This window comes from Flaviflexus sp. (assembly GCF_052087705.1).
Lineage (GTDB): Bacteria > Actinomycetota > Actinomycetes > Actinomycetales > Actinomycetaceae > Flaviflexus > Flaviflexus ciconiae.
Window position 1 is genome coordinate 89,957 of the sequence record NZ_JBQCYC010000007.1, and the last position, 18,946, is coordinate 108,902.

The following is an 18,946-nucleotide window of genomic DNA, read 5'->3' on the forward strand; positions in this document are numbered from 1 at the left end:
GTCAGCGGACTCAGCAAAGGTGCCTTGACCTAGTGGTAGCCGGTGTCAGCAGGTTCGTTCTATTTGACGCCGACGATGTCGACAACGAAGACGAGCGTGTCGGTGCCGCCAATACCTGCCTGGGGGACGCCACGGGCGCCGTAGCCCTTCTCCGGCGGGATCGAGACGATAAGGCGGGAGCCAACGGTCTTACCGACCAGCGTCTCGTCCCAGCCCTTGATGACCATGCCAACGCCGATCGGGAAGTTCGTGGTGTCGCCACGCTTGTAGGAGGAGTCGAATAGTCCGCCGTTCCAGACCTGCCCGTGGTAGTTGACCTCGATCTCGCGACCGGGGTTCACGACGGGGCCGGTGCCCTCTTCAAGAACCTTGACGTGGAGTCCAGCGGGAGCCTGCTCTGTCGGGAACTCGAGGACGGGCTCTTCGCCAAACGAGCCGGAGGCGGCGGGAAGTTCAACAGCCATGGGTAACCTTTCGATGGAAATGGATGAACGAAACAAGTCTGGCACACTTCACCAGACGGATCTGAGCGTGGCTAGTTGGCGTTACCTAGCGACGGGGCACGCTAAGCCTGTGCGGGCGTGGCAGTTGTAGCCGAACGGATTCTTGTCCAGGTACTGCTGGTGATCATCCTCGGCCAGGAAGTACGTCTGGCCAGGCTTGTTGACCTCCGTGACAATCGTGTCCCGACCGGCCCCGTCGAGGATCTCCTGGTAGAGCTCACGAGTACGCAGAGCAGTCTCATACTGCTCGTCGGTCGAAGCGAAGATCGCGGAACGGTACTGGGTGCCGCGGTCATTACCCTGACGGTTCAGAGTCGTGGGGTCGTGGGATTCAAAGAATGCCTGGAGGATCTCGCCGTAGGAGATCTTGTTCGGATCAAACACGACTCGAACGGTCTCGGTGTGCCCGGTCATCCCGGTGCACACCTCCATGTACGTCGGGTTCTCCGTGAACCCACCCATGAAACCAACGGAGGTGGTGTAGGCGCCGAGCTCCCAGAAGATCTTCTCCGCACCCCAGTAGCAACCGAGTGCGAGGAAAGCCTCTTCCATGCCGTCTGGAACCGGCCCATCAATGGGGGTGCCAAGAACCGTGTGCGGCGCCGGATTGGGGAGTACAGGTACGCTACGCCCCGGCAGTGCGTTATCCGCCGTGATTGTTGGTGGCTGGCCAAATTGAAGAAAACCCATGCCTGAATTGTCCACCCTCCGAAGGGCAGACTCAAGGAATCTCGCCCACAATGGAATGGCGGGTGGGAGACAATCTCCACGGAGCAACGAGGAGTGCCTATTGTTGGTCATCGGACCCGAGTACGGATACGGCAAGATGATGAGGCTGGAATATGGGGCTAGTCTGACAAGACCAACGGTCAGCTAGTAGAGCTAGGTCCCGTAATTGCCACTATCAGATGAATCCGCTGAGAAGAATGGAATGGTCGGCATTACAATGAGACGCAGTGAACTGAGAGGGAGCAATGCCGCAATCAACCGGTGACGACAAGCGAACCATTAAGCAACGCGCCCTCGAGCGACGGAAGCGACTGTCACAGGGCCCCGTCCAGCGGACAGATACTGCTTTCCAGTCTCGTCAGGAGGTCCCGGAGGACCAAGAAGGCGGTAGCTCCGTGCCCTGGGCCCTCAAAGCTGCGGCCAGCTGGTCATGGCGGATCATCCTTGTTGCGCTTGCACTCGCGGTCATTGGCCGTGTTCTTACGTTCTTTAGCGTCATTCTCCTGGCGATCCTTATCGCGATCCTGCTCACGGTCCTCACGGAGCCAATCATAAGGTTCTGTAGGTCGAAGCTGCGTATGCCGAGAACATTGGCCGCAGTTGTTACTCTCATCTCGTTCCTTGTTATTGTTGGCACCCTCGTAGGCGGCGCAGGAGCATCGATCGCTTCGGGCTTCTCCGACCTGACCGACAAGGCCGCGGATGGCTTCAATGAACTGCTTGACTGGCTTGCCGAAAGCCCGCTCGGTCTCGACTCGACGGTGATCAACCAGTACGTCGATGAGATCCAGTCCCAGCTCTCCGAGAATGCCTCCGTTATCGCCGGCGGTGTCGTTAGCGCCACCGGATCGCTCGTCTCGTTCTTCACCGGCCTGATCCTCGCGCTCTTCACGATGTTCTTCTTCCTCAAAGACGGTCGCAAGATGTGGTTCTATGTCGTTCGTCTATTCCCTGCACGGGCACGCAATGACGTGAACGAGGCCGGTATTCGGGCCTGGTACACAATCGGTGCGTACACGAGAACCCAGATCCAGGTGGCCTTTATCGACGCCGTCGGTATTGCCGCCGTTGCCGCAATACTCGGTGTTCCGCTCTGGTTCCCCATCGGCGTTCTTGTCTTCGTCGGTTCGTTTATCCCGATCGTTGGTGCTTTTGTCACCGGTGCGATTGCTACACTCGTGGCCCTCGTCGATCAGGGCGTTGCGGATGCGATCCTTATGCTTCTCGGTGTTCTCCTGGTGCAGCAAATCGAAGGCAATGTCCTCCAGCCGTTCCTGCAGGGCAGCAAGCTTTCCCTCCACCCCGTCGTGGTCGTCGTCGCAGTCGCTGCCGGATCGTCCGTCGCAGGTATCTTCGGTGCTCTCTTTGCAGTGCCGATCGTTGCCGTCGTCAATGTCGTCATCAACTATCTTGTGGGCCGTGACATGTATCCCGAACTCAACTACGACCCGAACAGGCCGGGCGGACCGCCCGAAGCCCTCGACGAATATTTCGTTGCAAGCGACGCGAAGCTTGCGAAGAAGGTGCAGAAAGCTCAAGCCAGGAACCGGGAGCGAGTCGCTGCCGAACTGGGCAACGGCAATAACTCGGATGATTCGTCATCCCATGTCGGCGAGGAAACCGGCCCCGATCACGATGAGGTTGAACGCCAGAATGACGATGCTTAGGGGCGCCCCTCAAGCGGCTTAGCTAAGCCGCTTCGCCGCCTCAAGAATCATCCACCTATCTCCGCCCGTGTTTGCCACGCGGGCGGAGACGTCTGTTGGGACTTGCGAGTTAATCGTGGTCGTGGGCCGCATTCCGGATCACGTGATAGGTGGGTTCCTCATAGGGGTGGCTTGCGTAAAGAGTTTCGAGGACGTGCTTTTGAATTTCGCGGGGGAAGCTGATTTCGACCCTGTTCTCGGGTACGTGCTCGAGCGCGCCAACAGAACCAATTGTCGGATTCGCAGAGTCGACCGGACGGAACTGGCCCATCCCACGAGACACGAACGCGCATTCCCGGTACTCGCCAACAACTCCGGCGCCAGTCTCAAACAGGTCTCTGAGAACCGACTTGGTGTCGTCAATCGGCACGTAGAAAACAAGAACATCCAACATGGAAACTTACCCTCCTTTTGCTCAGTGTGTCACGGACGGGGACTGCTGGGGAGGGAACCCCGCTGATTGTAGTCGGGCAGGATGCGTGACCACGTTATTCATACTTTCGAGGAAACTGAGTATTATCCGGATACGAGAGAGCGGCGGCAACCGAAATGGTTACCGCCGCACTCAAGAAGTCAGATAGCTACCCGTTTTAGCGGAGTGCTTCGAGGCTGATGATCTTGACCGTCATGTCCTTGCCGTTGGGTGCCTGGTAGGTGCGTTCGTCGCCTACCGATGCTCCCATGATTGCTACGCCCAGGGGAGCGGCCTCTGGGAAGACATTGATGTCAAGGTCCGCAGCAGCCTGGCGGGAGCCGAGAAGGAACTTCTGTTCCTTACCGTTGATCTCGGCGGTTACCACAACACCGGGGCCAACCTTCGACGTGTCGACGTTGCCTTCGCCGACCTGGGCGTCGCGGAGGAGGATCGTCAGCTCAACGATCCGCCCCTCCATCTTTGACTGCTCCTCACGAGCGGCCTGATATCCGCCGTTCTCCCGGAGGTCCCCTTCCGAGCGTGCCGACTCGATCCGTTCCGCGACTTCCTCGCGACCGCGAGTCTCGAGGTCGCGAAGCTCCGCGGAGAGGCGATCAAAGCTTTCCTGCGACAGCCACGTGGTCTGCGTTTCAGCCATCTTGTCTCCTTGGTGCGATAAGAATATAAAAAATATGCCGCTCTCTGCGGCATGCCTAAAGGCACATGTTAGCAGGTGTAACCTGCAGACTCCTAGGGGACCCGGGAGCAGTATTCGATCGAGCCGGATGCTGCGCGCTCGGAGGTGGCCAGGGTAAGGGCCCGAGTTTCGGTATCCTTTTCCATTGTCCACGTCCATTCCTTGGCGCCGACTTCTGCGAAATCATCGTTGACTGCCGTTGCCGAGCATTCGAGTTCCACACCGGCTTCGCCGTGAACCGTGTACGTGATAAGAACCTCGGAGTTCGATTGAACTGTGTGTCCGGTGTTGTGTAACTCAATTGTGGGTCCGCGGCCAATGAACTGCATGGCGATGGCGACAGCGGCAATGACGACGGCAAAAGCAACGAGCAGGTAACCGATGATCTTGGCGGGACTGCGGTTAAGACCGTAGCGGTCTTTCATCTCATCAGGTAGGTCGGCCATCGTCACGGCTTACGCCTTTCGGGAAGTAATTAGTCTTGACATCGATTATCTCAGTACTATCGGACAAGAACATAATTCTTGGAGGGACTGAGGACCAGTGTCGTTTGAACCGAGGCTCATGGCCGTTCACGCCCACCCCGATGACGAATCGTCAAAGGGTGCCGCAACAATGGCCCATTACGCCACTCTTGGCAGGGTGCGTGTCGTGACCTGTACGGGTGGCGAGCGAGGCTCCATACTCAACCCCCGCCTTGTGGGCCGTACCGATGTCGAAGAGAACATGCACGAAGTGCGGGTCCAGGAAATGGCGAATGCTGCCGAAGCCCTTGGCGTCGAGCATCACTGGCTCGGCTTTATTGATTCGGGATTGCCCGAGGGTGACCCGCTTCCGCCGCTTCCCGAAGGTTCGTTTGCCACCGTTCCGATTGAGGAACCGATCGAGCGCCTTGTTGCCCAGATCCGGGAATTCCGCCCCCAGGTTCTCACCACGTACAACGAGCTCGGCGGATATCCGCACCCGGACCACATTCGTACACACGAGATCTCAATCGCTGCTGTCAAGGCCGCGGCCGATCCTGAGCAGTTCCCGGAAGCTGGGGAGCCCTGGACAGTGTCCAAGGTCTACTACGACGTGGGGTTCAACCCTGAGCGGTTCAAGACGTTGCACGAAACGCTTGAGAGTGCCGGAATTGAGTCGCCGTACCGGGGCTGGCTGGATCGCCGGGGCCGGGCCCCGATGAGACGAGTGGATGCTCGTATCGAGATCGCCAAATACTTCCCCCAGCGCGATAGGGCGCTCCTTGCTCACGCCACCCAGATTGATCCTGAGGGGATGTTCATGGCGGTGCCGCGCGACATTGAAGCTGAAGTGTGGCCCTGGGAAGAGTTCGAGCTCGCCCACTCTGAGGTGGGTATGCCAGACGGGATCGAAACTGATCTGTTTGCAAGGATCGAGGAGTAATGCGCATCGACAGGCTCATTGAGCCCGAACCAACCAGCCCGGCAGATATTCCTACCGAACCGTGGGAAGCAACCCCGGGAGTTGAAGGATTCCTTCTCGGGTTCTTCTTCATCGGAATTTTCCTCGCATTCCTCATGTGGGCAATGAACCGTTCCCTGCGCCGTATTAAGCACAATGCGCAGAACGAAGAACGATCGGCGGCTCGCAACACCGAGGATTCAGCGGTGAAGAATGCAGCTAAGGGCAGTTCTGCTCCGGACGCGACCAAGGAGCAGGATTCTGACAGTGTCGCCTCGAGCCCGTCCGGGACTGGAAATGGCACTGAAAGCCCAACAGGTTAACTGCGCCGGACGGTAACGAAACTACGACTGGTAGAGGGTGGGGCGGAGCCGTTGAGCTCCGCCCCACCCTCTACTTGAACGAGCTTTAATCGAGTTGCAGATAAACTCGAGCCAGCTAGTTCTTGGCGCCTTTACCCTTCTTCTTTTTCGACTTCTTATCCTTCTTCGACTTTTTGGACTTCTTGTCTTTCTTGGACTTCTTAGACTTGTTGTCCTTGTCTTGATCCTTGGCGCCTTTGCCGACACCGGTGGATGCGGCAGCCATCGTGCGGACGTTACTGAGCGCCTCGTCTTCCTCGGATTCTTCCACCGTCGGTGCCCTATCTCCATCATCGACAGTGGCGAGCTCCGCGACCTTCTCCTTGGTCTTCAGGTAGTCGCCGTGATCATCTTCGGCATCCGCCACCTGTTCGGCAACGGCCTGCTCGAGCTCGTCAACGATGTCCGGGTCAACGGTTTCAAAGAGACGCCGCTTTTGAACATCGACGTGCCAGCGGGGCTTGGGCCACTGCGGATCAATGTCGATAAGGGCCTGCGTGAGAAGCTCCGTGACGGCGACGCGTGAGTACCATTTCTTGTCGGCCGGAACAACGTACCAGGGGGCGTAGTCGGTGGAGGTGAGGCGGAAAACGTCCTGGTAGGCCTCCTGATAGTCGTCCCACTTTGCGCGAGTATCAAGGTCGCCAGGATTGTGCTTCCACCTCTTGTCGGGACGTTCGATCCGCTCAAGTATCCGGCCAGCCTGCTCTTCCTTGGAGCACATGAGGGCAACCTTGATGATTGTTGTTCCGGAGTCGACGATTTTCTTCTCGAACCTGTTGATTTCGTCGTAACGCTTGCGCCACACGTCTTCCTCAACGAGCTCGTCGACACGAGCCACGAGAACATCCTCGTAGTGCGAACGGTCGAAGACACCGATTTTGCCGGGCTCGGGTAGTTCCCTTCGGACCCGCCACAGGTAATGGTGGGAGAGCTCTTCTTTGGTGGGTACTCCAAACGACGCCATGGCGACACCCTGCGGGTCAACCATGCCCATGACGTGGCGCACAATTCCGCCCTTCCCGGCGGTGTCGAGGCCCTGGATCACAAGAAGAACGGATTCTTTGGCGCCATGCTTGCCGGCCGCAAAGAGCCGCTCCTGGAGTTCGTTGAGCAGCTCCGCGCGCTCCTCCATGCGGTCCTTCCCATCATCCTTGTCGCCGTCGAACCCGGGCGTGCTTGACCGGTCAAGACCAGCAAGATCAAAGTTGGCACCCGCTCGCAGTGCCAGATGGGGTGCGGTTTCCCAAAGCTTCTTACTCATGTCATCCTCCGTGATGTGGGACATAATTAGGATTTTCCGAGTCTATCGGACGAGTAAGCGCAAGGGAGAGCTCGCAGCATGACAAGGAGCCACTGGCATAGAGAACCGAGCAGTGTTCGGCGTTGAGACGTGGGGTGCTTGGTAGAGAAAAACCTGTCCCGCCGACAAGGAGCTAGCCGGCGGGACAGAGTATGTGGCAGCGCGTGCGCGCTGTTTAATCGTTAGGAGGCGGCGTATGCAAGGGCAATGGCAACAGCATGGCATGCGTAGGCAAGCACCGTGCACAGGTGGAAGAACTCGTGGAAACCAAAGTGGCGCGGCCACGGGTTCGGCCACTTTGTCGCATAGAAGACGGCACCGACCGTGTAGACGACACCGCCAGCAATGATAAGAAGAACGATTGCGGGGGTCCCTGCCTGCCAAATCTCCGGCAGGTACCAGATCGCCACCCAGCCCACGGCAATGTAGAGAAGCACGTAGAGCCAGCGGGGGAAGTCCACCCACGACATGTGCATGATCGAGCCAATGATGGCGCCACCCCACACGAGGCTCAGGCAGGTAACGAGGGAGCTCCCTTCGAGAAGCGAGATCGTAATCGGCGTATAGGTTCCGGCGATCAGAACAAAGATGTTGGCGTGGTCGATCTTCCGCAGGATCGTCAGGGCCTTCGGGGACCAGTTGCCCAGGTGATAGAGGGCGGAGAACCCGAACAGGACGAGTGAGGCAATGAGAAATACCACGGCACCGATAACTTCGGCGGCGGACTCCGCAAACACAATGAGGACAACGCAGAAGGCAACAGCAAGGGGTGTGGCAACGAGGTGAAGAACACCGCGGGCAGCCGGTTTACCGGACTGCTGGCGTAACTCCCGGTAGCTGGGCCGCTCCGAAGATGTCTCGGGCTCGTGAGGGGGTACGTGATCAACCGACGTCATAACCTAAGCCTAACCTCATGAAGGCACTGTAACCTATGAATAGTTTCCGAAGGGAGCCGGCACAGGTGTCAGTTAAGGACTCAATTAAAGACATTCTCTATTCTGTCTACGAACAGAGGGTGTCCCATTCGCTTGAACGGAACCGGCTGCCCCGTCACGTCGGCGTGATTCTTGACGGCAATCGCCGCTGGGCAAAAACCATTGGTGCGTCCGCTGCGCACGGCCACCGCAAGGGTGCCGACAAGATCAGCGAATTCCTCAGCTGGTGCGACGAGGCAGGGATCGAACTCGTCACCCTCTGGCTCCTGTCAACGGAAAACATGAAGCGAGATGCCAAAGAAATCGATGATCTTGTTGAGATCATCGTCTCCACCGTCGAGTCTCTCGCGCACGTCGGCCACTGGAGACTACACCACGTGGGTGACCTCAAGGTCCTGAGTGAGGAACACCAGGAGCGTCTCGTCACCGCAATCGAATCAACGACCGATAGCAATGGTGCCCTCGTCAATGTTGCGGTGGGGTATGGCGGGAGGAGTGAGATCACCGAAGCCGTCAGGGAATTCATCCTCGCGAAAGCCGAGGAAGGCCTCGAACCTGAACAGATCGCTGCCGCCGTCTCCGATGAGGAGATCGAAGCACACCTCTACACCCGTGGACAGCCCGACCCCGACCTGGTCATCAGAACATCCGGCGAACAGCGTCTATCGGGCTTCATGCCCTGGCAAACCGTTCACTCCGAATATTACTTCTGCGAAGCCTACTGGCCGGATTTCCGCAGAACAGACTTCCTCCGTGCACTTCGCGACTACGAAGCACGCGACCGCAGGCGGGGCAAGTAACCCCGTACGCGGCGGTGAATAGCACCATATACGGCGGTCAATAGCCACCGACATGACGTGACCAGCAGCCCGTCGTATCAGCGGGGGACTGCGCTCGCGGTCGTTAGCTCCGTGACCGGGCGCCGCGTTCCTACCTGCCCGGCAGCTGACGACTCGTCACTCAGGCTATGAGTAACTCTGCACCGGCGCCGACGCCGCTCTAATAGCTTTCCCCGCCGGGCAGAGATGAACCGAGTCGGGGAAAGGCTGAGAAGGTAGACCGGAGCTATCCGGGAGGGCCCTAGACGTCGCCGATCGAGTAGGACGAGACGAAGTCGAGAAGCTCGTCCCGCGTTGGTGCGACAGCTCCGCGGCGGCTGACAGCGATAGCGCCACCAGCGTTCGCATAGCCCGCAATTGTCTTGAGCTGGCGTTCTGACAGCAACCGCCTGGATTCGGCTGAGCCCGCTCCGAGCATGCTGGTCCGACCCAGAGCATCGATAAGGGCCGACATGAAAGCATCGCCTGCCCCAACCTTGTCCACGGCCTTAACCCTCGAGGCAGAAGATCCGATCCGGAGGTTCTCGGTAGCGAGAATGGCTCCATCCTTACCGCCGGTGATGGCAACAAGCTGGGGGCCCATGCTCAGCCATTTTGTGATCACCGCCTGCTCGGACAGTCCCGGATACAGGCCGGTAATGTCAGCCCGGGAAGCCTTGACAACGTCGGACAGTCCAATGAACTCTTCGGTACGCGTAAGAACCTCGTCGTGGGGGCCCATGGATTCGCGGTAGTTCGGGTCATACGAGATCGTGGAGACCGCCGACAGCGCGTTGATCCAAGCCTTGATGGCTTCGGGCGCAAGATGAACTGCGAGCGAGCCGGTGTGGAGGATGTTGGGTGAGACCTTGACGAGCTCCGCTGCTTCCTCCGTGCCGCCCTGGGGCGGCGTGGGCGGGGTGAAGTGCAGATCGAATTCGTAGGTGGGGGAGCCATCCTCCTCGATCGTGGGGTAGGCAACGGATGTTGGGTTTGTGCTTCTGCTTCCGGGCCACAGTTTCGTCTTTGATGCTGCGAGAGTGGATGCAAGCAATTCGGCGCGGTCGCCGCTACCGAGATCGGTTGCCAGATAGGCCCTTCGGCCAAGCATGCCGAGCCCGCGGGCCACGTTGTACGGTGCACCGCCGGGGAGTTCAACGACCCCTTCCTCAGTTGTGAAAACGTCGACGAGAGACTCGCCAACAACCAAGCACGTCATTCCTCATCTTCCTCTGCTGAGTCAGCCGGGACGCTCTTACCAACCTGAGCGGCCTGAAGGCGCGCCCGCGCCCCGTCAAGCCACTGCTGGCAGCGTCTGGCGAGGGCCTCGCCCCGCTCCCAGGCCGTAATCGATTCCTCGAGCGAACCGGTTCCCTGTTCGAGCCGCGTCACGATCTCAATGAGCTGCTGGCGAGCATCCTCATAGCTCAGTCCAGCAACGTCCTCATTAGACTTCTTCTCGGTCATCACCGCTCCTTTTCGCTATGACTTCGAGACCGAGGCGACCCGAGGCCAACAGAGCCTCGAGCCGGTCGCCCGTCTCAACACTTTCGGTATCGCGCACCACCGCGTCCGGGGTGCGCAGGACCGCATATCCGCGGTCGAGAATGGACTGTGGTGACAGAGACCGAAGGTGCCTGCGTAGCGCGTCGAGCGCAGTGGCGGCATCGGTAATCTTCCTATCCATGAGTTCCGTCAGCCGTTCGGCGGCACGGTTGAGCTCATCTTCCCGCGTCTCAATGATTGATTGCGGATTCGCAAGAACCGGGCGGGTCATGATTGATTCCAGTTCGGACTGCGCAGTGGACAGTTGCCTATCGATTGCCATGCGGCCGCGACGCAGACCTTCCAGGAGGATCTTCCGTTCCTCCGCAACGTCGGGAACGATCCTTTTCGCGGCATCCGTCGGGGTGGATGCTCGATAGTCTGCAGCATCGTCAACGATGGGACGGTCGCCCTCGTGACCAATTGCCGTGACAACGGGAGTGCGGGCAGCGACAACGGCGCGCACCAGCCCCTCATCGGAGAACGGCATGAGGTCCTCAACGGACCCGCCGCCGCGGGCAATGACAATAACGTCAACGCCTTCCATAGCATCGAGCTCAGTCAGTGCTTCCCTGACCTGCCCAGGGCTCGATGGGCCCTGGACCTTTACCTCGCGGATCTCAAAGTCGACTTCGGGCCACCGTGCCTGAGCGTTGACGATGACGTCGTCCTTCGCCTTTGCGTTTGACCCACAAATAAGCCCGATACGCCTGGGCAGGAACGGGAGCGGAAGCTTCTTGTCGGGAGAGAACAGACCCTCGCTCGCCAGCTTCTTCCGGAGCGCTTCGAGCCTCGCAAGGAGATCACCGACCCCGGCGAACCGGATCTCTGCGACCTGCAGGGAGAGGGAGCCATTGCCAACCCAGTAGTCGGGCTTCACCCGCAAAACAACCCGGGAGCCTTCCGCGAACTCGTCCGGAACAACGTTCGTCCACGCCTTGCAGTTAACAGAGACCTGCTCTTCAAGGTCACGGAGCGTAAAGAACTGCACGCGGGACGATCCACGTGGCGTGTACTGGAGGACTTCGCCCTCCACCCACATGGCAGACATCCGGGCAACGTACTCGGAAATTTTGGCTGAGAGCAGGGCAAGAGGCCACGGCCGGTCTGCAGTGGTTTCGGCAGCCAGTTGCGGCAAGTCAGATGGAATGACAACCTGCGAGCTCATAACTAGTAGTTTCCCATGTCAAACAGGGAGATATTCAAATTAGGTCCCAGGCCACGTAACCAAAAGACGACAAAGTCGGACAGGAGTGAAAAGAGAAATTCTGGAATAACACTGATAATGTGCGGATTCGGACAATTGAGCAGATTTCGGACCATGGCGAAGATCATGGCCGAAGGTCACATGCTCGCGTACCCTGGATGGGTGAGCACCTCCACTAATCCAACGTCGCTTGCCGGGATCTCCGCATTCCCCGGCGATGTTCCCTCGACGCCCAATGCGGAGGGCAAGAAGGTTCTGCTTGCTGCCCCACGTGGATATTGCGCCGGTGTTGACAGAGCGGTTGACGCTGTCGAGAAGGCACTCGAGCTGTACGGGGCCCCGGTCTATGTGCGCAAGGAGATCGTCCACAACAAGTTTGTTGTCGAAACCCTGAGCAAGCGCGGTGCGATCTTCGTGACGGAAACCGATGAGGTGCCCGAAGGTGCGCGCGTCGTCTTCTCGGCCCACGGTGTCTCGCCAGCCGTACACGCCGAAGCGGCCGTGCGTCAGCTCGACACGATCGATGCCACGTGCCCGCTGGTCACCAAGGTTCACAAGGAAGCGGTCCGTTTTGCGAACTCCGACTATGACATTCTCCTGATCGGCCACGACGGTCACGAAGAAGTTGAAGGTACGCAGGGAGAGGCTCCCGACCACATCCAGGTTGTCAACGGGCCGGAAGATGTCGACGCTGTTGAGGTGAGAGATCCAGACAGGGTGATCTGGCTGTCCCAGACCACATTGTCTGTCGACGAGACGATGGAGACGGTGAACCTGCTTCGCAAGAAATTCCCGAACCTCCAGGACCCGCCGTCGGATGACATTTGCTACGCAACCCAGAACCGGCAGGGAGCCGTCAAGGAACTCAGCCCCAATGCCGATGTTGTCATCGTCGTTGGCTCCGCCAACTCCTCAAACTCCGTTCGTCTCGTCGAGGTAGCCCTCGAAGCCGGAGCCGGTGCCGCCTACCGCGTCGACAAGGCCGAGCAGGTTGACCTCGCCTGGCTGGAAGGCGCCTCCAATGTTGGCCTCACGTCGGGTGCTTCAGTTCCCGAGATCCTCGTCCGCGAGGTTCTCGAACTGCTCGCCGAGAATGGCTTCACCGATGTTGAGACTTTCAAGACCGCAACCGAGGACGTCTTCTTCACGTTGCCGAAGAATCTGCGTGCCGATCTCAAGGCCGCGGGCTACGAAGTAGACCGGCCCAAGAAGCCGCGTCCCTCCCGCCGCAAATAGCGACCCTGCCCGGGGTTAGTACCCGAGCACGTCATCGGGCACGGGTCCAGTGTTCTGCCAAGGCGCTGGTGAACCACGCACAGATCGTAGATCGACGCGGGGCTCGGTGCTGTGCTGAGCACATGATTGAGCGCCTTCTAGCCTCTGCATTCAAAGGTTGAGGGCTCGATACTTTGCACTGGCTCAGGCACCCGCACGGTGGTCGAACGGCTCGTGCCGATCATCACCGAGGTCATCGTCACCAAGGAGTTCACTGCGGGTGATTAACCTGATCTGATCGGAGTCCTTATCGAGCTGCGAAACCTCGAGATGGTCGGAGGGGAGCGACTCGAAGTTCCGTGCCGTGACCAGAAGCCTGCTCTCAAGTGTGCCGATAGACCGGTTGTAGGCGGTGACCGTTCGGGAAAGGTTTGTGCCGAGCGTACTCAGGTGCTTGTTCAGGTCACCGAGCCGGTTCACGAGGTCCTTGCCGAGAGCGAGAACCTCGGAAGCTTCCTCGGTCACCCGAGATGATGACCAGGTGGCGGCGACAGAACGTAGCAGTGCCAGGAGCGACGAGGGTGAGGTGAGTGCAATGCCAAGGCGTGCCGCCTCATCTAAAAGATTCGGATTCGCATGAACCGCTTCCGATAGTAGCGACTCGGTAGGCATAAACATGATCGTAATCTTTGGGGAATGCTCAAACTGGCTGGGGTAGTCCCGCTTGGAAAGAGCAAGAACGTGGGCACGAACCGCCTTCGCATGATCCTGGAGTAGTCGTTTGCGTTCCTCGCGTTCCGCAGGATCATCGTCGGAAAGCTCCGCTGCCCTGAGGTAAGCGCTAAGGGGTACCTTCGCGTCGACCGCAATCGTGCCATCGCCCGGGAGATAGATCAGCATGTCGGGACGCTGGCGGGTGCCGTTAGATTCGATAGAGGCCTGTGTATCAAAGTGGACGTGCGGGAGCATCCCGGCTGAGGAGACGATCCGCTCGAGCTCGGCCTCACCCCACACGCCGCGTGCGCTCGTCGATGTCAGAGCGCTCCGGAGTGATGAGGTGACGTTGAGCAGATCTTTGGAGGCCTCGCTGGTTGTGCTGAGTTGCTGGCCAAGCCTACTTGCAGCAGCAACCTGAGCTTTCTCGAGTTGCCCCACCTTGGTTGACATGTCGGCCAGCCGTGCAGAGATAGGGGAGAAGGCCTGGAGAAGGTTCTGGTCGCGGCCCGCCCTGTCAATCAGGCCGTTGTTCTCCTCCTCGAGCCGCTCGGCACGTGCGGTGAGCTGGGCAATCGTCACCCGATCATCGGCCGAACGCAAGGATGTACGGGCAGCGCCAATAAGGTAGCCAAGCCAAACCCCGAGCGCGAGAACGACGAGGATCAGAACAAGTAGAAGGGGAACCGAGATCTCCATGCACCCAACTGTGCCAAAGCCACCGGGCAGAACCGCGAGCAAAACTCCGAAAGGAGCGCGCCGTTAGTGCGGTGGTGCAGAGTGAATTCGCTGGGTTGTATGGCGTCAAGGTGGGTACGCTGGCAGGCGGGAAGGAAGAAGCATGTCGCACAGCAATACCCATCAGGACCCGAGGGACGTGCCCTCGTTTGGTCAGGAAGACCGGCCCGTTGCGCTTGCTGCGCCGGTTTCCGAGTTCGATTCAATCCATGTTCCGACCTCGCCTCCGATCTTTGGCATGACGCTGATCCTGCGGATCGTCATTGCTGGCATGGCGGGGTGGTCTGCCTACGCGATGGTGCACAATGCCTACAACCGTGGGGGAGGCTCGTGGGAATCCGCGTTTGATCAGGCCATCTACTTCACCACATTCTCGGTGGTGATCGTTGCCCTTGCCTACGGGCTGTCGGTTCTAAGGGTTATCTTGCCGGGCTCCTTGAGAAGAAAGACCGAGGGCAACTACGGGTGGTTCCGGGGCCTCGCGGTCCTCATGTCCGTCATGACCGGCATCATCTTCGCGGCCCTACTTGATGGCACCTACCCGGATCTTCGAGGGCTCTTTGCACATCTCCTTGTTCCCATCCTGGTCGCCATCGACTGGGTGTTTCTGGGCCGGAACCAAGAGAAACTTCATCCGGCCACTCCGTTCCTGTGGGCCGCGCTTATCCTTCCCTACCTCGCTGTCTACTGGTGGGATGCTGAACGCGAAGGTGGCGGTGGCCCCATGTACAACTTCCTCAACCCCGCCAGCTCCGATTTCCTCCAGACGGTCCTCATGCTCCTTGCCGGTTTCCTTATCGCAGGCTACGTTCTCTGGGGAATAGGTCGCCTCAAAGCACTGATGACCGGCACGAGCACAACGATCCCGTACAGCCACGTTGCCTCCTACCAGGTTGTCCCGAACAGTCAGGCGGCACTCAACTACCACCGGTACGATCCGAATGCCGATCCTCGATTCGGTGTTCACGAGCAAACTGCGCAGGGGAGCCCAGGTCAGCGCCACCCGGGTCAGGAACACACTGCGAACTACCATCCCCCGCAAGGTACCCAGCACTATCCACATGACAGGTCTTAGACAAAGACCGGTCGTAGCTCGGAGCAAGTAACGGGCTGGGTCGCCGGAAGGGCCTGCTTTGGCTACGACTGTGGGATGTGTGACGGGACCGCTACGGTGAGGAAGCGTCTCATCTACTAGAATGGTCAACCGTGGCACTAACAATTGGAATCGCCGGTCTCCCTAATGTCGGCAAGTCGACCCTGTTCAACGCGCTGACTCGCGCGACCGTTCTCGCGGCGAACTACCCGTTCGCGACGATCGAGCCCAACGTGGGAGTCGTTCCGCTCCCGGACCCGCGACTCAATGTTCTTTCCGAGATCTTCAATGCTCGTAAGATCATTCCTGCCACCGTCTCCTTCGTTGACATTGCCGGCATCGTCCGCGGAGCATCCGAAGGTGAAGGCCTCGGCAACCAGTTCCTCGCAAACATTCGCGAAGCGGATGCTATCTGCCAGGTGACCCGCGCCTTCTCCGACCCCGATGTCACTCACGTCGATGGCAAGGTCGATCCGGCCTCTGACATCGAGACCATCACGACCGAGCTCCTGCTTGCGGACATGCAGACGCTGGAGAAGCAGATCCCTCGCCTCGACAAAGAAGTTAAGGGCAAGAAGACCCCGAAGGAGTACCTGGACACCGCCCAGGAGGCCCTCAAGTTTCTTGAAGAGGGCAAGACCATCAACTCGGTCATGGACCGTTTTGATCCCGAGATCATCAAGAGCTTCCAGCTCATGACAGCTAAGCCCTTCATTTACGTCTTCAACACCGACGATGAAGGTCTGGCTGATGAGAAGATGCAGAAGGATCTCAGCGATCTGGTTGCCCCCGCCGAAGCGATCTTCCTCGATGCGAAGTTCGAGTCCGAGCTTGTTGAACTTTCAGAAGAGGAAGCAGCAGAAATGCTCGAAGAAACCGGCCAGGAAGAAGCCGGTCTCGACAAGCTGGCCCGCGTCGGCTTCGAAACCCTTGGCCTTCAGACCTACCTGACGGCAGGCGAGAAAGAGACCAGGGCCTGGACCATCAAGAAGGGCTGGACCGCTCCTCAGGCCGCAGGCGTTATCCACACCGACTTCGAACGAGGCTTCATCAAGGCCGAAATCGTGTCCTACGACGATCTCGTCGAGCTCGGATCCATGCAGGAAGCCAAGGCTGCAGGTAAGGTCCGCATGGAGGGCAAGGAATACGTTATGCAAGACGGCGACGTGGTGGAATTCCGCTTCAATAATTAGTTGACTAGGGATTTCAGATGCCTATCGTTGTCTCGTGGACCATCTGAACTTCGTCGAGTCGACGCTGCCGCTGGACGGGAATCGGCCTCGTTCCCAGTATCTCGACCTCGTCGTGAACGGCTCATCCCTGCGCGCTTCGATCGGTGAAGATTTGCTGGGGTGGACTTCCACTCCGTTGCGGTCTGGATGGGATCTGGAAGCCGGGATTGGCTGGATAGCGTCCTTGTCCCTAGGGCTACAGGACAGTCTTCCTGGTGGCCGGGTGGAGCTGTACGTGTGTCGCGAGTGCGGCGACCTGGGCTGTGGGGCGCTGACGGTCAACATCGAACGATCCGGGTCAGTGGTGCGATGGAGCGAGTTCGGATGGGATGACAGCCTCAGTGATGAGCCGTACGACGCCATCGGGGACCCCTTGGAATTCACCTTCCAAGCGGCGTCCTATGACGAGACACTCCGCGCCGTGGGGGAGCGGCTGCTCGCGAGGCAACGTCCGCCAGCTCCGACCGGGCCTCAGTGGCGGCGTGACCCAGGCTTCGTTGCGATCGATCTGTGACGCCTATTCCCAACGCAATGAGGTCGAATGGAGATTCAATTTGTAGAAGAGCTGGTCAGAGCTGTTGGGCGCGAGCTGGTCGGGCGGCATGGGGGAGTGTTCGCGTCAACAACTGGCCTCGCGCTTGGGTTGGGGCATGACGCCGGACTCCGGGGTGCGGAAGATCTGCCCTGTCGCGGGGAGACCCTCGACCGTCTCTGCGACAGGTTTCTTCGGAGCCCAGTGGGGATCGGGATCCGGCTCGATCGTGAGCGGGGACCACCGGAACGGCAGGCCGGCGGCCATGGCCGCTTGGGGCCGGTCCATCAGCTGGAAGTGGAGATGGGGTTCGCTGGTATTCCCGGTGTTCCCGACCGCTCCCAGGACATCGCCGGCCCGGACTTTCTGCCCGACGCACACGGCTGCAGATCCGTGCTTGAGGTGGGCGTACATGCTGAACGTGCCGTCGCTATGGTCGAGGATCACGTGATTGCCGATGATGGAGCGGTGCCCGGCCAACTCTCGACCGAAGGCCTCGAGCGACATCATGTAGATCAGGCCGGGCCAGGTGTTCCGGGCGCGATGGTCACGCTTGCCGTCATGGGCAGCGATCACGGTGCCGGAGCCCGCTGCCAGGACAGGCTCCCCGAAGCTTGGGAACTCCTGGGGCTCGGCCTGTCTCCATTGCCAGCCGGGGGCGCTTTCGCGGGGAGAGTCTGATGCCTGCAGGATGTCGACTGCGAATGCCTGACCGAGCGTGCGAACGCCGTGGCTGGGGACCTTCGTCGCCGGGCTGTTGATGGCGACCCAGCGGCCCGTCACGGGAGCATGCATGGTCTGGGGAGACTCGTCGTCTGCACGTGGAGAAGGGACTGCGATCGCCAGGCCCAGCGGCGCGAACACGAGCCACACGGGGACCTCGATGACGACGCTCAGCGCCACGAGCAGGACGAAGGCTCGAAGGAGCCAGGGGGAAGCCGCCTTGAGCATGCGCATCATCGGCGCGCCCCCAGAAGGGTGGTGAGCAGGGGGACGACTCGTTCGGCCGGCACCGTGTGTCTGCCCCCGGAGCCCGGCCTCAACCACCCGGCCGAGGTGAGGGCGCGAAGGTGGTGATAGACCTGCCCGGTCGACCCCATGGACTCCAGTTCTGCAAGTTCGCGTGCGGTGCTGTTCTCCCCGGTGAGCACCTCTTTGAGGATGCGCAGGCGGATGGGGTGCGCCAGTGCGTCCAGCACAGCAGTGACCGTGTCCCACTCGTCGGAAAGGAGCTCGTCGGCGTGCGCTCCGATCTGCCAGGAGACGGGGCCGCTGCCCGGAAGCTCGACGGAGCCCACGAGCATGACGGTGCCGCCCTCGCTGTCATCCTCGTACTGCTTCAGGCCGCGAAGGGCCCAGAGGTGATCTTGTGTGCTTGGTGAACTGCCTTGCGCGCCGTTCGTATTTCCAGTGTCACCAGCGGCGGGGGTGGCGTGTGCCTCGACCGCGACCATCCGCTTCTCGAGTGCAGCTACTCGACTGGCCAGTGAGTCAGGTGCGTCCGGTGTCGTCATGGATACATAGTTCCAGAATTACGGAATACTGTAAAATCGCACTACGGACCTGCCGCGGGGGCGAGTAGGCGACCTCTGGGTGACGGATTTCGGTGGAGTCCGCTTCAACGTGCGAAGGTCCCTCTGCGCCCCAGGGCGGGCATGAAGGGCGAGGACGTTCTCGTAGGCAGTGCTTGACCGGGATTTCGCTCCCGCGCATTGCTGGCCTGGGTCATGGCGGTGATCCACAGGGGGTCTGTCGGGTCGGCCTTGCGGGCGGCGGG

At 59.7% G+C, this 18,946-nt stretch carries 21 protein-coding genes; 8 read left to right on the top strand and 13 right to left on the bottom strand.

Features of this window, described 5'->3' with window-relative positions; genetic code table 11:
* Window positions 1-59: 59 nt before the first annotated feature.
* Both ACTHUY_RS05395 and msrA read right to left on the bottom strand, forming a co-directional pair.
* Window positions 60-464: an FKBP-type peptidyl-prolyl cis-trans isomerase gene (locus ACTHUY_RS05395; RefSeq protein WP_126704801.1), complete on the bottom strand. Its 405-nt coding sequence runs from the start codon at window positions 462-464 to the stop codon at window positions 60-62.
* Between the two features lie 81 nt (window positions 465-545).
* Window positions 546-1,193: a peptide-methionine (S)-S-oxide reductase MsrA gene (gene msrA / locus ACTHUY_RS05400; RefSeq protein WP_441678009.1), complete on the bottom strand. Its 648-nt coding sequence runs from the start codon at window positions 1,191-1,193 to the stop codon at window positions 546-548.
* A gap of 284 nt (window positions 1,194-1,477) precedes the next feature.
* On the opposite strand from msrA, the gene ACTHUY_RS05405 reads away from it, so the two are divergent.
* Window positions 1,478-2,899, top strand: a complete 1,422-nt coding sequence (locus ACTHUY_RS05405) for an AI-2E family transporter (protein WP_441678010.1) — start codon at window positions 1,478-1,480, stop codon at window positions 2,897-2,899.
* 109 nt (window positions 2,900-3,008) lie between these two features.
* Here ACTHUY_RS05405 and ACTHUY_RS05410 read toward each other — a convergent pair whose 3' ends face one another.
* From ACTHUY_RS05410 to ACTHUY_RS05420, 3 genes are all read right to left on the bottom strand, one after another.
* Window positions 3,009-3,332: a hypothetical protein gene (locus tag ACTHUY_RS05410; RefSeq protein ID WP_126704804.1), complete on the bottom strand. Its 324-nt coding sequence runs from the start codon at window positions 3,330-3,332 to the stop codon at window positions 3,009-3,011.
* Window positions 3,333-3,528: 196 nt separating this feature from the next.
* Entirely contained in the window at window positions 3,529-4,011 is a 483-nt protein-coding gene (gene greA, locus ACTHUY_RS05415; RefSeq protein ID WP_126704805.1) for a transcription elongation factor GreA, read from the bottom strand.
* Between the two features lie 92 nt (window positions 4,012-4,103).
* Entirely contained in the window at window positions 4,104-4,496 is a 393-nt protein-coding gene (locus ACTHUY_RS05420; RefSeq protein WP_441655033.1) for a DUF4307 domain-containing protein, read from the bottom strand.
* 97 nt (window positions 4,497-4,593) lie between these two features.
* On the opposite strand from ACTHUY_RS05420, the gene mca reads away from it, so the two are divergent.
* Both mca and ACTHUY_RS05430 read left to right on the top strand, forming a co-directional pair.
* Window positions 4,594-5,457, top strand: a complete 864-nt coding sequence (gene mca, locus ACTHUY_RS05425; protein ID WP_441678011.1) for a mycothiol conjugate amidase Mca — start codon at window positions 4,594-4,596, stop codon at window positions 5,455-5,457.
* Window positions 5,457-5,798, top strand: coding sequence for a hypothetical protein (locus tag ACTHUY_RS05430; protein WP_441678013.1), 342 nt, complete (start codon window positions 5,457-5,459; stop codon window positions 5,796-5,798). The genes mca and ACTHUY_RS05430 overlap by 1 nt, the downstream gene beginning before the upstream one ends.
* 115 nt (window positions 5,799-5,913) lie before the next feature.
* Here ACTHUY_RS05430 and ACTHUY_RS05435 read toward each other — a convergent pair whose 3' ends face one another.
* Window positions 5,914-7,101: a PPK2 family polyphosphate kinase gene (locus ACTHUY_RS05435; protein WP_441678014.1), complete on the bottom strand. Its 1,188-nt coding sequence runs from the start codon at window positions 7,099-7,101 to the stop codon at window positions 5,914-5,916.
* A gap of 221 nt (window positions 7,102-7,322) precedes the next feature.
* Entirely contained in the window at window positions 7,323-8,036 is a 714-nt protein-coding gene (gene trhA, locus ACTHUY_RS05440) for a PAQR family membrane homeostasis protein TrhA (RefSeq protein WP_441678016.1), read from the bottom strand.
* A gap of 35 nt (window positions 8,037-8,071) precedes the next feature.
* On the opposite strand from trhA, the gene ACTHUY_RS05445 reads away from it, so the two are divergent.
* Window positions 8,072-8,875 carry an isoprenyl transferase gene (locus ACTHUY_RS05445; RefSeq protein WP_441655025.1) on the top strand — a complete coding sequence of 268 codons (804 nt, stop codon included), beginning with the start codon at window positions 8,072-8,074 and terminating at the stop codon, window positions 8,873-8,875.
* A gap of 280 nt (window positions 8,876-9,155) precedes the next feature.
* Here ACTHUY_RS05445 and ACTHUY_RS05450 read toward each other — a convergent pair whose 3' ends face one another.
* The 3 genes from ACTHUY_RS05450 to xseA are packed head-to-tail and all read right to left on the bottom strand — an operon-like array spanning window position 9,156 to window position 11,606.
* Window positions 9,156-10,112 (bottom strand): PfkB family carbohydrate kinase, encoded by a 957-nt coding sequence (locus tag ACTHUY_RS05450; protein ID WP_441678017.1) that lies wholly within the window; start codon window positions 10,110-10,112, stop codon window positions 9,156-9,158.
* Window positions 10,109-10,360: an exodeoxyribonuclease VII small subunit gene (locus ACTHUY_RS05455; RefSeq protein WP_126704813.1), complete on the bottom strand. Its 252-nt coding sequence runs from the start codon at window positions 10,358-10,360 to the stop codon at window positions 10,109-10,111. Before ACTHUY_RS05455 ends, ACTHUY_RS05450 begins: the two co-directional genes overlap by 4 nt.
* Complete coding sequence (gene xseA / locus ACTHUY_RS05460) at window positions 10,341-11,606, bottom strand: exodeoxyribonuclease VII large subunit (RefSeq protein ID WP_441675703.1); 1,266 nt, start codon at window positions 11,604-11,606, stop codon at window positions 10,341-10,343. The genes ACTHUY_RS05455 and xseA overlap by 20 nt, the downstream gene beginning before the upstream one ends.
* 237 nt (window positions 11,607-11,843) lie before the next feature.
* On the opposite strand from xseA, the gene ACTHUY_RS05465 reads away from it, so the two are divergent.
* Window positions 11,844-12,881 carry a 4-hydroxy-3-methylbut-2-enyl diphosphate reductase gene (locus tag ACTHUY_RS05465; protein WP_441678050.1) on the top strand — a complete coding sequence of 346 codons (1,038 nt, stop codon included), beginning with the start codon at window positions 11,844-11,846 and terminating at the stop codon, window positions 12,879-12,881.
* 183 nt (window positions 12,882-13,064) lie between these two features.
* On the opposite strand, the gene ACTHUY_RS05470 is transcribed toward ACTHUY_RS05465, so the two are convergent.
* Window positions 13,065-14,273 carry a DNA recombination protein RmuC gene (locus tag ACTHUY_RS05470; RefSeq protein WP_441678018.1) on the bottom strand — a complete coding sequence of 403 codons (1,209 nt, stop codon included), beginning with the start codon at window positions 14,271-14,273 and terminating at the stop codon, window positions 13,065-13,067.
* Window positions 14,274-14,415: 142 nt separating this feature from the next.
* On the opposite strand from ACTHUY_RS05470, the gene ACTHUY_RS05475 reads away from it, so the two are divergent.
* From ACTHUY_RS05475 to ACTHUY_RS05485, 3 genes are all read left to right on the top strand, one after another.
* Window positions 14,416-15,387 (top strand): hypothetical protein, encoded by a 972-nt coding sequence (locus ACTHUY_RS05475; protein ID WP_441678020.1) that lies wholly within the window; start codon window positions 14,416-14,418, stop codon window positions 15,385-15,387.
* Between the two features lie 131 nt (window positions 15,388-15,518).
* Window positions 15,519-16,598: a redox-regulated ATPase YchF gene (gene ychF / locus ACTHUY_RS05480; protein WP_441678022.1), complete on the top strand. Its 1,080-nt coding sequence runs from the start codon at window positions 15,519-15,521 to the stop codon at window positions 16,596-16,598.
* 34 nt (window positions 16,599-16,632) lie between these two features.
* Window positions 16,633-17,151 (top strand): hypothetical protein, encoded by a 519-nt coding sequence (locus ACTHUY_RS05485; protein ID WP_013161559.1) that lies wholly within the window; start codon window positions 16,633-16,635, stop codon window positions 17,149-17,151.
* A 105-nt stretch (window positions 17,152-17,256) separates the two neighbouring features.
* Here ACTHUY_RS05485 and ACTHUY_RS05490 read toward each other — a convergent pair whose 3' ends face one another.
* Both ACTHUY_RS05490 and ACTHUY_RS05495 read right to left on the bottom strand, forming a co-directional pair.
* Window positions 17,257-18,129, bottom strand: coding sequence for a M23 family metallopeptidase (locus ACTHUY_RS05490; protein ID WP_441678024.1), 873 nt, complete (start codon window positions 18,127-18,129; stop codon window positions 17,257-17,259).
* Window positions 18,126-18,683 (bottom strand): winged helix-turn-helix domain-containing protein, encoded by a 558-nt coding sequence (locus ACTHUY_RS05495; protein ID WP_013161556.1) that lies wholly within the window; start codon window positions 18,681-18,683, stop codon window positions 18,126-18,128. The genes ACTHUY_RS05490 and ACTHUY_RS05495 overlap by 4 nt, the downstream gene beginning before the upstream one ends.
* Between the last annotated feature and the right edge of the window lie 263 nt (window positions 18,684-18,946).

Excerpts from the sequence above, each read along its gene's own strand:
- trhA (WP_441678016.1), bottom strand. The coding sequence starts at position 8,036 with ATGACGTCGGTTGATCACGTACCCCCTCACGAGCCCGAGACATCTTCG.
- ACTHUY_RS05470 (WP_441678018.1), bottom strand. The coding sequence starts at position 14,273 with ATGGAGATCTCGGTTCCCCTTCTACTTGTTCTGATCCTCGTCGTTCTC.
- ACTHUY_RS05410 (WP_126704804.1), bottom strand. The coding sequence starts at position 3,332 with ATGTTGGATGTTCTTGTTTTCTACGTGCCGATTGACGACACCAAGTCG.
- xseA (WP_441675703.1), bottom strand. The coding sequence starts at position 11,606 with ATGAGCTCGCAGGTTGTCATTCCATCTGACTTGCCGCAACTGGCTGCC.
- ACTHUY_RS05495 (WP_013161556.1), bottom strand. The coding sequence starts at position 18,683 with ATGACGACACCGGACGCACCTGACTCACTGGCCAGTCGAGTAGCTGCA.
- greA (WP_126704805.1), bottom strand. The coding sequence starts at position 4,011 with ATGGCTGAAACGCAGACCACGTGGCTGTCGCAGGAAAGCTTTGATCGC.
- ACTHUY_RS05455 (WP_126704813.1), bottom strand. The coding sequence starts at position 10,360 with ATGACCGAGAAGAAGTCTAATGAGGACGTTGCTGGACTGAGCTATGAG.
- ACTHUY_RS05445 (WP_441655025.1), top strand. The coding sequence starts at position 8,072 with ATGAATAGTTTCCGAAGGGAGCCGGCACAGGTGTCAGTTAAGGACTCA.
- ACTHUY_RS05450 (WP_441678017.1), bottom strand. The coding sequence starts at position 10,112 with ATGACGTGCTTGGTTGTTGGCGAGTCTCTCGTCGACGTTTTCACAACT.
- ACTHUY_RS05395 (WP_126704801.1), bottom strand. The coding sequence starts at position 464 with ATGGCTGTTGAACTTCCCGCCGCCTCCGGCTCGTTTGGCGAAGAGCCC.
- ACTHUY_RS05430 (WP_441678013.1), top strand. The coding sequence starts at position 5,457 with ATGCGCATCGACAGGCTCATTGAGCCCGAACCAACCAGCCCGGCAGAT.
- ACTHUY_RS05475 (WP_441678020.1), top strand. The coding sequence starts at position 14,416 with ATGTCGCACAGCAATACCCATCAGGACCCGAGGGACGTGCCCTCGTTT.
- ACTHUY_RS05420 (WP_441655033.1), bottom strand. The coding sequence starts at position 4,496 with ATGGCCGACCTACCTGATGAGATGAAAGACCGCTACGGTCTTAACCGC.
- ACTHUY_RS05490 (WP_441678024.1), bottom strand. The coding sequence starts at position 18,129 with ATGATGCGCATGCTCAAGGCGGCTTCCCCCTGGCTCCTTCGAGCCTTC.
- ACTHUY_RS05405 (WP_441678010.1), top strand. The coding sequence starts at position 1,478 with ATGCCGCAATCAACCGGTGACGACAAGCGAACCATTAAGCAACGCGCC.
- msrA (WP_441678009.1), bottom strand. The coding sequence starts at position 1,193 with ATGGGTTTTCTTCAATTTGGCCAGCCACCAACAATCACGGCGGATAAC.
- ACTHUY_RS05435 (WP_441678014.1), bottom strand. The coding sequence starts at position 7,101 with ATGAGTAAGAAGCTTTGGGAAACCGCACCCCATCTGGCACTGCGAGCG.